We start from the raw sequence: 11,587 nt of genomic DNA, 5'->3' as shown, positions 1-11,587 counted from the left end.
CCCACCAGAGGACCTGGGCGCCTACTTCGGCGTCAGATCCACCACCGCCATCCGCCCGCCCTCGGTGCCGAAGGCAAGGCAGCCGCCGTCCGGCGAGTAGGCCAGCGCGGTCACCGCGGCATGGCCCTCGCCGCCATGCGGCCCACATACCGGCAGCACCTTCTTGGTGGCCACGTCCGCCATCAGCACGGTGCCGTCGACGAAGCCCGCCGCCACGATGTCGTGCTGCGGATGGAAGGCGACGCGGGTGCAGACCACGCCCTGGATGCCGGCGAGCTCCAGCGGCGGCTTGCCCATCGGGCCGCCGCCGAAGAACGGCCACAGCACGATGACGTCCGCCCCCGAGGTCGCCAGCCAGCGGCCGCTGCGCGAGAACGCGAACGACTGCGTCTTCTGCGGATAGCCGCTCATGCGCATGTTGTGGCCGTCCGGCAGCCGCCAGCCATGCAGCTCGTTCTCCTGCATCGCGGTGACCAGCGCGTCGCCGTTGGGATGCATGGCGATGCCGATATGGCTGCCCTTCCAGGCGAGCACGCGCGGCGCATCGGACTTCGTGTTCACGAAGCGCAGCGTGGCGCCGCCGTAGTGCGAGGTGGCGATGCGCTTGCCGCGTGCGTCGAACACCACGCCGGACACCGTGCTGTCGTGGTCGAGCGTGCGGGCCAGGGTGCCGTCCGCGTCGCGCAGCTCGACCTGCTTGCCGACGGCGGTGGCGATCAGGGCAGTGCGGCCATCGACCACGGTGGCGACATGCTCGACCCAGCGCCGGCCGCGCGACAGTTCGTGCACCGCGTCGTCGGCGTCGATGCGGCACAGCCGGCTGTCGTCGCCGCCGGTGAGGAAGCCCTGCGGCGTCACGTCCTGGGCGAGTGCGAGCGCACCACCGTCATGCACCTCGAGCCGGCGCCAGTGCTCCGCCTGGCCACGGCGCGGCGTCACGTGGACGATGCCGTCGCCGGTCGCGAACGCCATCCGGCTGGAGTCGCGGGAGATCGCGCAGGCGACGACGAAGCCCTCGGCCTGCTGCACGGCGCCGCGCGAATTCAGCAGCTCGTCGACCGGGACCGGCGCCGAACGATTGGCGAAGGTGGTGCTCATGCGGCGACACAGCTCTCGAAGCCGCGGCGCAGGCGCGGGCGGTTGAGGTTGCGGCCGATGAACACCAGGCGCGAGGTGCGCGTCTCGTCGGGGGACCAGGGTGCCACGAAGTCGCCGTCCGCCATCATGTGCACCGCCTGGAAGGCGAAGCGGCGGTTCTCGCCCTTGTAGGACAGGATGCCCTTCGAGCGCAGGATGTCCTGGCCCTGCTCCTGCAGCACGCTGCCGATCCAGGCCTGGAACTTCGCCGCATCGACCGGCGCCTCCAGCTCGAACGACAGGCTCTGCACCTCGTCGTCATGGCTGTGGCTGTCGCTCTCCAGGAAGTCCGGTGCGACCTCGAGTGCCCGCTTCAGGTCGAAGCCGCCCTGGTCGAGGATGGCCGCGACATCGACGTTGCCGCGCTGGGCACGATGGATGCGGGCGTACCGGTTGATGCCGCGTATGCGCGCCTCGACTGCCGCGAGGCCGGCCTCGTCCACCAGGTCGGTCTTGTTCAGCACGATGACGTCGGCGAACGCGATCTGGTTCTGCGCCTCGCGGCTGTCGGCAAGGCGGGCCGGCAGGTTGAGGGCGTCGACCACGGTCACCACCGCATCGAGCCGGGTGCGGGCCTTGACCTCCTCGTCGACGAAGAAGGTCTGGGCCACCGGCGCCGGGTCGGCGAGGCCGGTGGTCTCGACGATGATGCCGTCGAAGCGGCCGCGGCGCTTCATCAGGCTGCCCAGGATGCGTATCAGGTCGCCGCGCACGGTGCAGCAGATGCAGCCGTTGTTCATCTCGAACACTTCCTCGTCGGCATCGACGACAAGGTCGTTGTCCACCCCGAGCTCGCCGAACTCGTTGATCACGACGGCATACTTGCGGCCGTGCTCGGCGGTGAGGATGTGGTTCAGCAGCGTCGTCTTGCCGGCGCCGAGGAAGCCGGTGAGCACGGTGACCGGGATGAGGCCGGGCCCCGGGGCGGGGGCTGTGGCAGCGCCGGGTGGGGGTGCGGTCCGGGTCTCTGACATGAACTCAGCCTCGTGGTGGAACAGGAATCGGGGATGCAGGCCGCTGCATATAGGGCGTCGCCGCCGCCAGTCCCAACCCCAGGATCAGGAAGAACCAGCCACCGAGCGGCATGTTGGTGAAGGCGCTGGCCGAAGCGACCGGCCATTCCTGCAGCAGCACCGCGACGAACAGCCCGGTGCGCCAGGCGTGCTGCATGGCGCTCTGGGCGACGACCCTGCGACCTTCCATGCGACCCGGTCGCAGCGCCAGCAGCCAGGCCAGCACGAGCATGCAGAACAGCAGCAGGCCGGGCAGACCGGCATCGGTCAGCGCCTGCAGATAGTGGTTGTGCGGATGCTGCACGCAGAACGCGGCACCGCCGCCATCCGAGGCGGCGGGCGACAGTGGCGGCACGCCATGGAAATACGCCGGCAGCGGGCAGCCGGTGCGGAAGCCGTCGAAGCCGCGCCCGGTCAACGGGTTGGCGCGGGCGATCTCCAGCGCACGGCCCAGGATCAGGCCGTACGGGCTGCCGCCGAAATGCTCCATCTGCTGGCGGAACAGCAGCACGAGGTGACCGAAGCTGCGCGGCGAGACCACCGCCGAGATGCCCACCAGCACCGGCACCAGCGCCAGGCAGGCGAGCAGCGGCAGCCGCAGCCTCGGCAGGATGAGCCCGGCGACCAGCAGGCCGAGGCCGGCCAGCAGCAGCGGCACGCGCTGGCCGGCCAGCACCATCAGCGCGAGGCCGGCGAGCAGCACCGCGATGGCGGCGGCCACCACCGCCACCTGCCGCCCGCGACCGCCACCGGGACGCCGGCCGCGCATAATCAGCCAGGCGCAGGCCGGCAGCAGCGTCGGGAACAGCAGGCGGGACAGGGGTGCGGCGGCGCGGGGATGGTCGTATGGCCCGGTCAGGGTGCCGTCATGGAAGCGCGGCATGCCGAACAGGTTGTGGCCGATCACCGCCTGCAGCAGCAGCTGCAGCGCGATGTAGGCGAAGCTTGCCCAGAGCAGCCAGGCGAGCCAGCGCTGGTGCCGCACGTCGCGCAGCACCCAGCCCTGCAGGCCCGCCGCGAACAGCAGGAAGCGCACCGTCAGCAGCGCCTGGACGAACGACTTCTCGCCGCCCTGCCCGAGCGACGAGGTTGGGATCAGGTCCGGCGGTATCGAACAGAGCACCAGCCAGAGCCACCAGAGTGCTGCGATGCCGACCCAGGCCTGCCGGGTCCAGCGCCAGTCGCGTCGCACGGCAGAGCGCAGCAGAAACAGCACCGCGACCACGTCGATGCAGGCCTCGGCGAGGCCACGCCCATGCACCAGGAACAGCGGGCACAGCACTGTCGCACCCAGGGCGAGACGGTCGAGCAGACGGGTCATGCGGGTGCGCATTGGCCCGGAGCGAGGCTGCGCGCAAGGGCTTCGGCACGCATCGCCTGGAGCCGCCGCCGCGCCGGCTCGATGTCGAACTGCGGCGCCCGCTCGAGCGCCTGCCGGGAGAGGCTGGCCCGCAGCGCCGGATCGCCGGTCAGGCGCAGCAGGGCGTGCGCCAGCTGGTCCGGCTCGGCGCGCAGCGCGGCATCGCCCACCACCTCGACCAGGCCCGGACGCGGCGAGACGATCAGCGCGGCGCCGCATCCCATCGCCTCCAGGGCGGTCATGCCGAACGGCTCCTGCCAGCGGCTCGGCACCACCACGATGGCGGCCCGTGTCATCGCCTCGAGCACCGCCCGGTGCGGCTGGTGGCCATGCATGGCGATCCCCGCCGCCGCGGCAACCGGACGCAGCGCCGCCAGGAACGGCGTGTCGGCGGCGCTGGGCGAGAACCGGTCGGCGCCGATGATCTCCGCCCGCCAGCCTGGCCGCTGCGGCAGCACCTGGGCGCACGACGCCACGAAGGCATCGGCACCCTTGTCGGCGACCACGCGTCCCGCGAACAGGATCAGGTTCTCACGCTCCCGCTGCGGTGGCAGGGCGGCGAGATCGATGCAGTTCGGCAGCACCCGCACCTCGGCACCCTGTGGCAACCCGTCGAGGAACCGCGTGCGCAGCCACTCCGAGACGCAGGCGACCCGCATCCGACGCAACAGCGCGGCACGCTCCGACACGGTGCCCGCGCGGCGCATCGATCGTGGGTCGTTGTGCAGGATGAGGGTGAGCGACGTGCCGGGGAACCGGCGTGCCAGCTCGCGGGCGATCTCCGGGCGGTTATGAACCTCGATCAGGGCGGGCCGGACGCGATGCAGGACCGCGGCCACGGCGGCGGCATAGCGCAACGGGCCGAAGGGCGGCCAGAGGACCGGGGGGGCCGGCAGGAAGCGGCGCCCGGCGAAGGGTGGCGCGGCCAGCGGAGCGCCGATGATGCAGTCCGATGGCGGGCTCACCCGATCCACCAGCAGCCCGATCGCTCCCACCGCCTGCGCCGAGAAGCCCTCGCGCGGCGGCAGCACCACCGCAACGGGGCCGAAGTCGCTCAGGCGACTGATTCGTATCTGTCGAGCAGCCATGCCGCGGGTTCGCGTGCGGCCTCGTCGTACCAGCGCTGCATCAGCGGATGCGCGCGGATGCGGTCGCGATAGGTGCTCGCTGGCTCGCCAAGCGGCACGTCGTAGGACAGCAGGCGCGACACCACCGGTGCGAACATCGCGTCGGCGATGCCGAACGCCTCGCCATACAGGTAGGGTGACGCTGCCTCGCTCCAGATCGCCTCGATGCGGGCGATGTCGGCCGCCGCCTCGTCCGGGATCCCGCCCGCCAGCCTGCGCGCCTGCCGTCCGCAGTTCATCGGCATCGCGATGCGCAGGGCGCGGAAGCCGCCATGCATCTCGCTGGCGACGCTGCGCGCCGCTGCCCGTGCGACCGGATCCGACGGCCACAGGCCGGGCCTGTGCTCGGCGCAGTACTCGCCGATCGCCAGGCTCTCCCAGATCCGTGCGCCGCGATGCTCGAGATACGGCACCAGGCCGTTCGGCGTCGCCCGGGCGATCGCCTCGGTGCGGCCACCGGCGATCGGGATGACCTGCTCCTCAACATCGAGTGCTGCCAGATGCACCGCTAGCCACCCGCGCAGCGACCAGGAGGAGTAGCGCTTGGTGCCGATGACCAGCCGGCCGTCCGGCATGCCGCCGTCTCCCGTCAATGATCGTCTCGCCGGATGAAGCCGCCGCCCAGCACCCGGCTGCCCTCGTACAGCACGCAGGCCTGCCCGGGTGCGGCCAGCGCCGCGGTGTCGAGGGTGACCCCGGCGCCGTCCGCCGTACGCAGCACCGTCGCCGGACGCACGCCCTCCCGGGCGCGCAACTGTACCGTGCAGCGCAGCGGCGCATCGGGCGGCTCGATCAGCCAGTTCATGTCGCGCAGTCGAAGGCTGGTTCGTCCGGGCGCATCGCTGCGCGGTCCCACCACGACCCGCCGGCTGCCCGGCTCGACGCCCACCACCTGCTGGCGGACGCCGTCCTGCAGCGCGGCGGCACCGAGGCGCTTGCCCTGACCGATGGTGTAGCGCGCGATGCCCTGGTGGCTGCCGAGCACCCGGCCCGATGCATCGACGATCTCGCCCTCGCCGGCGATGCCGGGGCGCAGGCTCTCAACGATATCGGCATAGTGCCCGCCGGCCGGCACGAAGCAGAGGTCCTGGCTGTCCGGCTTGGCCGCCACCGCCAGCCCGAGCCGCTGCGCCTCGGCGCGCACCGCGGACTTGTCCGGCATGTCGCCAAGTGGAAACCGCAGGTATGCAAGCTGCGCCGGGGTGGTGGCGAACAGGAACCAGCTCTGGTCGCGGGAGGCGTCGACCGGACGATGCAGCTCGATGCCGTGCCCGGTCTCGACGCGGCGGACATAGTGCCCGGTCGCCATCGCTTCCGCGCCGAGTTCGCGCGCAAGCCCCAGCAGGTCGGTGAACTTGACCCCCATGTTGCACGCAACGCACGGCACCGGTGTCTCGCCGGCGGCATAGCTGTCGGCGAAGTTGCCGATCACGCTGTCGCGGAAGCGCTGCTCGGCATCGATCACGTAGTGCGCGAACCCGAGCCGGTCGGCGACGCGCTTCGCATCGCGTATGTCGCGCCCGGCGCAGCAGGCACCGGCCTTGGCCTCCGCCTCGCGCACGTCATACAGCTGCAGTGTCGCGCCGATCACCTCGTGGCCCTGCGCCGCCAGGGTGGCCGCCACCACGGAGCTGTCGACGCCCCCCGACATGGCGACCAGGATGCGCATCGCGGGCGCGCGTCAGCCGGTGCGCGGGAGGCGCACGACCAGGCCGTCGAGCGTCTCGGTCATGACGATCTGGCAGCCGAGGCGCGAGGTCTTCTCCAGCCCGAAGGCGAGATCGAGCATGTCCTCCTCGTCCTCGGTGGCGTCGGCGAGCTTGCCGGTCCAGGCCGGGTCGACCACGACATGGCAGGTGGCGCAGGCCAGCGAGCCCTCGCAGGCGCCCTCGAGATCGACGCCGTGGCGATGCGCGATCTCCAGAACGGACAGGCCGAGTGGCGCGTCCACTTCGCGCTGTCCGCCGTCGCGCTCGACAAAGGTCATCTTCGGCATGGTCTCATCTCAAGCAGTGGGGCATCGCGCGGGCTAGGTCGTGGGCCTGGTCGTGGGCGCGCAGCAGGATCGCGGACGCCTGCTCCAGATCGGCCGGTGAGGTAAAGCGTCCGATGGCCAGGCGCAAGCTTTCCGCCGCCTCGCCCCGGGTCAGTCCCATCGCCTGCAGCACCGCGGACGGCTCCACGGCGGCCGACGAACAGGCCGAACCGGTGGAGAGGCACAACTCCGGCGCATGCTCGATGATCGCCTGCGCCCGGACGCCGGGGAAGCGCAGGTTGAGATTGCCGGCAACGCGGTGGCGCAGGCTGCCATTGACGGCAAGCTCAGGGATGCCCGCCTGCAGATGCTGCAGCAGGCGGTCCCGCATCGTGCGCAGCCGGATCGCCTCTGCCGCCATCCCGTCCATCGCCACCGCCGCCGCGACGCCGAAGCCCACCACCAGCGGCACCGCCAGCGTGCCGGACCGGACCCCGCGTTCCTGGCCGCCCCCCGAGAACAGCGGCTGCAGGCGCACGCGCGGGCGGCGCCGGACATAGAGCGCACCGATACCCTTGGGACCGTACAGCTTGTGCGCGCTCAGCGAGGCGAGATCGAGATCGAGCGCCGCAACGTCGATGTCGATCTTGCCGGCCGCCTGGGCGAGATCGGAATGCAGCAGCGCGCCGGCTTCGCGCACCAGCGGCGCCAGGCCGGCGAGGTCCTGGATCACCCCGGTCTCGTTGTTCACCGCCATGATGCTGACCAGCAGCGTCGGTGTGCGCAGCGCATCGCGCAGGCATGCGGGATCGAGCAGGCCGTCGTAGCCGACCGGCAGCACCACCGGCTCGAACCCCTCGTGGCCGAGATCCCGCACGCTCTGCAGCACGCAGGGATGCTCGGTGGCCAGCGTGATCACCCGGCGGCGCGTGTCGCCGAACGCGCGCCGGTGACGCACCGCGCCCTTGATCGCCAGGTTGTTGCTCTCGGTGGCGCCCGAGGTCAGCACCAGGGCGCGCGGATCCGCACCGACCAGACGTGCGATGGCCGCACGGGCCTCCTCGCAGGCAGTGTCGGCATCCAGTCCCATGGCATGCTCCGCGCTGTGCGCGTTGCCGAAGCGCACCCCGAAGAACGGCAGCATCGCCTCGACCACGCGCGGATCGCATGCCGTCGTGGCCTGGTTGTCCAGGTAGATCGTGGGTGCGGGCGAAGTCATGCCGGGCGGGATCCTGCTTGGGTCGCCATGCGGATGTAAGCGGCGATGAAGCCGTCGACAGCCGCCTCCTGCACATCCCAGGGTAGCGACACCCGGATCGCCTCCCCCGCCAGTGAGCCGAGGCCCATCGCGGCCAGCACGTGCGAGCGCGCCACCTTGCCGGAGGAGCAGGCGCTGCCGGCGGACACCCCGTAGCCGGCGAGGTCGAGCGCGATCAGCTGGCTGGCCGCCGGACGCCCGGGCAAGGCGAGGCAGGTGGTGTTCGGCAGCCTGGGCGCCGCGGCGCCGCACGGGACGGCGCCGAAGGATATCGCGGCGTGCTCGATGCGGTCGCGCAGCGTCGCCTGCCGTGCGCCGGTCGTCGCCTGAGCCGCGACTGCCGCCGCCGCCGCCGCCGCGAAACCGGCGATCGCCCCGAGCGCCGGGGTGCCGCCGCGTCGGCCCTGCTCCTGGCCGCCACCCGCGATCATCGGCGGCAGCCGGCCGCGACGGGCGCCTGCGAGCAGCAGCGCGCCGGCGCCCTTGGGTCCGCCGAGCTTGTGTCCGGACAGCGCCACGCTGTCGGCCCCGAGGGACGCCACATCGAGCGGCAGGCGACCGGCTGCCTGCACCGCATCGACATGCAGCCAGGCGCCGTACCTGCGGCATAGCCGCGCGGCTCCGGCGACCGGATGCAGCACGCCGGTCTCGTTGTTGGCCAGCATCAGGCAGACCAGCGCCGGGCCGGGAGCTTCGGCCAACGCCCGGTCGATCGTCTCGAGCAAGATCCGCCCATCGGCCGGCACCTGGAGCGGGCGGGCGCCGGGCGGCAATGCCTGGCGGACCGCATCATGCTCGGTGGCGCCAAACAGTATTGGCCGGCCGACACCATGCAGCGCCAGCGCGTTGGCCTCGGTGCCACCCGAGGTGAAGACCAGATCGTCGGGTTCGCCGCCGAACAGGTCCGCCAGCTGCTCACGCGCCGACTCGAGTACGGCGCGGGCGGCCCGGCCGGCGCGATGCGGCGAGGCCGGGTTGCCGGCGAGGCGTTGCGCGGCGTCGGCTGCCGCAAGGGCAGCAAGACGCGGCGTCTCGGACGCGTTGGCGTCGAATAGCATAAATAAATCGTTAGACACATTTCTCATTCGGGTGACGAAACTGATCGAACACTGGAAGAAACTGGCTTGTTGTCACGCTGTCACAATCGCGTGTCTGTGTTTCCGCTGACGCAGGCCACGGGGCCATTGATTTCAGTGTAAATCTCCGGCGCACGTCGCTATACAGTCGCAAACGCATTGCCCGCGGCCCAATTTTGCAGCGTGGAGTCGCACTAAAAGGACTCGGTCAATGATTCTCTCCACCGCGACAACCGGGCTGCCTCTGTCGGCCTCGGAGCAGACCGGTATCGACGACAGGACAATTTGATACCGCCGACCCTTGCCCCATATACCGCCGCTCCGGTGCAGGTAGCCACCACGAGGCTGCGCAGCACCATTCGGCGCTAGTCGGCCGGTATCAGTCCAAACGAGTGAGAGCTGGACGCGTGGCGGAGCATCGCCGGGCGTTCGTAGCGCGTTACAACAATGCTCGTGCCCATGCCTCGAGGTGCGGCGAGAAACAAGAGCGGGACAAGATGCCTGAGGTCATGTTCGCTGGTCCTGATGGCCGGCTTGAGGGGCGCTACCATCATTCAAGTGAGCCGAACGCTCCGCTCGCTCTCATCATGCATCCGCACCCGCTGCACGGCGGGACCATGAACAACCGCATCACGTACGCGATGTATCGCTCGTTCGAGAAGCTCGGCTTCTCCGTCATGCGCTTCAACTTCCGCGGCGTCGGGCGCTCGCAGGGTCGTTACGACGGCGGCATCGGCGAGATCAGCGATGCCGCCGGCGCGCTCGACTGGATGCAGATGGTCAATCCGAACTCGAGCGGCCTGTGGATCTCGGGCTACTCCTTCGGCGCCTTCGTCGGGATGCAGCTGCTCATGCGGCGCCCGGAAGTGTCCGGCTGGGTCAGTGTGGCGCCCCCCGCGAACCATTATGATTTCGGCTTCCTGGCTCCCTGCCCCTGTGGCGGCCTCATGCTGCATGGCGACCAGGACGAGCTGGTGCCGGAGCCCGCGGTGCGCAAGCTGGTCGACAAGCTCAACACCCAGAAGGGTGTGCAGGTCGACTATCGGGTGTTCGCCGGCGCCGACCACGTGTTCGCCAACCATGCCGACCACGTCTCCGAGGCCATCGACGACTATGTCGGCCGCGTGGTGGCCCGCAAGACGATGGCGCTCGCCGCCGACTGAGGCCCATCCCGGCCTCCTGCCCGACATCCATGCGGCGCCGGTCTCCGGCGCCGCATTTTCTTTGCGCGCGGCGTATGACACGACCATCAGCCTATGTGCATTTGTACCATCTGCCTTGCAGATAGCGCATGACGGCACAACTAGGCAAGCCCGACCGCCGGATCGCATGCTACAGGCCGGTCGACCCAGCCAGAGCATCCAGGCCGCCCGCATGACCTCAAGCCCGTTCCGCAGCCCATTCCTCCAGGATGCCGAGGCACGCGGCTATATCTTCCAGGGCACGGACCTGGCCGGTCTGGACGCGGCCTTCGAGTCCGGCATCGTCGGCGGCTATATCGGTTTCGATGCCACCGCCGACAGCCTGCATGTCGGCTCCATGATCCAGATCATGATGCTTCGCCTGCTGCAGCGGCACGGCCATCGGCCGGTGGCGCTGCTCGGCGGCGGCACCACCCGGATCGGCGATCCGTCGTTTCGCGACGAGGCGCGGCAGTTGCTCGACGCGGCGGGCATCGAGCGCAACCGCGCCGGCATCCGCGCCAACCTCGCAGCGATGCTGCGCTTCGGTGACGGCCCGTCCGACGCGATCATGCCGGACAACGCCGAGTGGCTCGACCGGCTCGGCTACATCGACCTGCTGCGCGAGGTCGGCGTGCATTTCAGCGTCAGTCGCATGCTCGGCTTCGACAGCGTACGCCAGCGGCTGGAGCGAGAGCAGGGCCTGACTTTCCTCGAGTTCAACTATTCGATCCTGCAGAGCTACGATTTCCGCGAACTCTGGCGGCGCCATGGCGTGACCCTGCAGATGGGCGGCTCCGACCAGTGGGGCAATATCGTCTCGGGCGTGGACCTGGTGCGCCGCACCGACCAGAAGCAGGTGTTCGGCCTGACCACCCCGCTGCTGACCACCGCGTCGGGCGCCAAGATGGGCAAGACCGCAGCCGGCGCAGTCTGGCTCTCGGCGGCACGCCTTGCCCCGTTCGACTACTGGCAATTCTGGCGCAACACCGAGGACGCCGATGTCGGCCGGTTCCTCAAGCTGTTCACCGACCTGCCGGTGGAGGAATGCGACCGGCTAGGCGCACTCCCGGGGGCGTCCATCAACGAGGCCAAGAAGCGGCTCGCCACCGAGGCCACCGCCATCTGCCATGGCCGCGATGCCGCCGACCAGGCGCTTCAGGCAGCAACCGGGCTCTTCGAGTCCGCCGGGGGCGCCGCTTCGCGGGACGCGTTGCCGAGTCGCCCGCTCGACGCCGCGATCCTGTCCGCCGGCCTGCCGGCCTACCGCCTGTTCGCCGAGATGGGCCTGGTTTCGAGCAACGGCGAGGCGCGCCGGCTGATCAGGGGCGGCGGGCTCCGTGTGAACGACACGCCGGTGTCCAGCGAGGATCGCATGGTGTCGGAGGCCGACCTGCGGGACGGCGCGATCAAGCTCTCGGTCGGCCGCAAGCAGCACCTGCTGGTGCGGCCGGCCTGAC

Annotated in this window: 11 protein-coding genes; 2 read left to right on the top strand and 9 right to left on the bottom strand. The window is 70.5% G+C overall.

Going from position 1 to position 11,587, the window contains the following annotated elements:
- Nucleotides 1–21 precede the first annotated feature (21 nt).
- Genes FE263_RS08145 through FE263_RS08105 form a run of 9 tightly spaced genes read right to left on the bottom strand, consistent with a single transcriptional unit; the run spans nt 22 to nt 8,928 of the window.
- Complete coding sequence (locus FE263_RS08145) at nt 22–1,098, bottom strand: WD40 repeat domain-containing protein (protein ID WP_138325440.1); 1,077 nt, start codon at nt 1,096–1,098, stop codon at nt 22–24.
- Nucleotides 1,095–2,111, bottom strand: a complete 1,017-nt coding sequence (locus tag FE263_RS08140) for a CobW family GTP-binding protein (RefSeq protein ID WP_138325439.1) — start codon at nt 2,109–2,111, stop codon at nt 1,095–1,097. Before FE263_RS08140 ends, FE263_RS08145 begins: the two co-directional genes overlap by 4 nt.
- Nucleotides 2,112–2,115: 4 nt before the next feature.
- Complete coding sequence (locus tag FE263_RS08135) at nt 2,116–3,471, bottom strand: O-antigen ligase family protein (protein ID WP_240759204.1); 1,356 nt, start codon at nt 3,469–3,471, stop codon at nt 2,116–2,118.
- Nucleotides 3,468–4,598: a glycosyltransferase family 4 protein gene (locus FE263_RS08130; protein ID WP_138325437.1), complete on the bottom strand. Its 1,131-nt coding sequence runs from the start codon at nt 4,596–4,598 to the stop codon at nt 3,468–3,470. The genes FE263_RS08135 and FE263_RS08130 overlap by 4 nt, the downstream gene beginning before the upstream one ends.
- Nucleotides 4,565–5,212: a glutathione S-transferase gene (locus FE263_RS08125; RefSeq protein WP_138325436.1), complete on the bottom strand. Its 648-nt coding sequence runs from the start codon at nt 5,210–5,212 to the stop codon at nt 4,565–4,567. Before FE263_RS08125 ends, FE263_RS08130 begins: the two co-directional genes overlap by 34 nt.
- Nucleotides 5,213–5,226: 14 nt before the next feature.
- Nucleotides 5,227–6,306, bottom strand: coding sequence for a tRNA 2-thiouridine(34) synthase MnmA (mnmA, locus tag FE263_RS08120; RefSeq protein WP_138325435.1), 1,080 nt, complete (start codon nt 6,304–6,306; stop codon nt 5,227–5,229).
- Nucleotides 6,307–6,318: 12 nt separating this feature from the next.
- Nucleotides 6,319–6,633: a ferredoxin family 2Fe-2S iron-sulfur cluster binding protein gene (locus FE263_RS08115; RefSeq protein ID WP_138325434.1), complete on the bottom strand. Its 315-nt coding sequence runs from the start codon at nt 6,631–6,633 to the stop codon at nt 6,319–6,321.
- Nucleotides 6,634–6,637: 4 nt separating this feature from the next.
- Nucleotides 6,638–7,831 carry a cysteine desulfurase family protein gene (locus FE263_RS08110; protein WP_138325433.1) on the bottom strand — a complete coding sequence of 398 codons (1,194 nt, stop codon included), beginning with the start codon at nt 7,829–7,831 and terminating at the stop codon, nt 6,638–6,640.
- Nucleotides 7,828–8,928 carry a cysteine desulfurase family protein gene (locus FE263_RS08105; RefSeq protein WP_138325432.1) on the bottom strand — a complete coding sequence of 367 codons (1,101 nt, stop codon included), beginning with the start codon at nt 8,926–8,928 and terminating at the stop codon, nt 7,828–7,830. The genes FE263_RS08110 and FE263_RS08105 overlap by 4 nt, the downstream gene beginning before the upstream one ends.
- A gap of 515 nt (nt 8,929–9,443) precedes the next feature.
- Between FE263_RS08105 and FE263_RS08100 the strand changes: the two genes are divergently transcribed.
- Together FE263_RS08100 and tyrS are read left to right on the top strand one after the other, a co-directional pair.
- Nucleotides 9,444–10,109 (top strand): alpha/beta hydrolase, encoded by a 666-nt coding sequence (locus FE263_RS08100; protein ID WP_138325431.1) that lies wholly within the window; start codon nt 9,444–9,446, stop codon nt 10,107–10,109.
- Nucleotides 10,110–10,320: 211 nt separating this feature from the next.
- A complete protein-coding gene (gene tyrS, locus FE263_RS08095) occupies nt 10,321–11,586 on the top strand; it encodes a tyrosine--tRNA ligase (protein ID WP_138325430.1) in 1,266 nt (421 codons plus the stop codon).
- Nucleotide 11,587 lies beyond the last annotated feature (1 nt).

This window comes from Lichenicoccus roseus, from assembly GCF_005844085.1.
GTDB lineage: Bacteria > Pseudomonadota > Alphaproteobacteria > Acetobacterales > Acetobacteraceae > Lichenicoccus > Lichenicoccus roseus.
Note: the sequence above shows the minus strand (reverse complement) of the source record. Positions and strands in the feature narration are given on the sequence as shown.

Bases quoted from the DNA above. Each gene is read 5' to 3' on its own strand.
- FE263_RS08135 (WP_240759204.1), bottom strand. From the start codon at position 3,471: ATGACCCGTCTGCTCGACCGTCTCGCCCTGGGTGCGACAGTGCTGTGC.
- FE263_RS08110 (WP_138325433.1), bottom strand. From the start codon at position 7,831: ATGACTTCGCCCGCACCCACGATCTACCTGGACAACCAGGCCACGACG.
- FE263_RS08145 (WP_138325440.1), bottom strand. From the start codon at position 1,098: ATGAGCACCACCTTCGCCAATCGTTCGGCGCCGGTCCCGGTCGACGAG.
- FE263_RS08140 (WP_138325439.1), bottom strand. From the start codon at position 2,111: ATGTCAGAGACCCGGACCGCACCCCCACCCGGCGCTGCCACAGCCCCC.
- mnmA (WP_138325435.1), bottom strand. From the start codon at position 6,306: ATGCGCATCCTGGTCGCCATGTCGGGGGGCGTCGACAGCTCCGTGGTG.
- FE263_RS08105 (WP_138325432.1), bottom strand. From the start codon at position 8,928: ATGCTATTCGACGCCAACGCGTCCGAGACGCCGCGTCTTGCTGCCCTT.
- FE263_RS08130 (WP_138325437.1), bottom strand. From the start codon at position 4,598: ATGGCTGCTCGACAGATACGAATCAGTCGCCTGAGCGACTTCGGCCCC.
- tyrS (WP_138325430.1), top strand. From the start codon at position 10,321: ATGACCTCAAGCCCGTTCCGCAGCCCATTCCTCCAGGATGCCGAGGCA.
- FE263_RS08100 (WP_138325431.1), top strand. From the start codon at position 9,444: ATGCCTGAGGTCATGTTCGCTGGTCCTGATGGCCGGCTTGAGGGGCGC.
- FE263_RS08115 (WP_138325434.1), bottom strand. From the start codon at position 6,633: ATGCCGAAGATGACCTTTGTCGAGCGCGACGGCGGACAGCGCGAAGTG.
- FE263_RS08125 (WP_138325436.1), bottom strand. From the start codon at position 5,212: ATGCCGGACGGCCGGCTGGTCATCGGCACCAAGCGCTACTCCTCCTGG.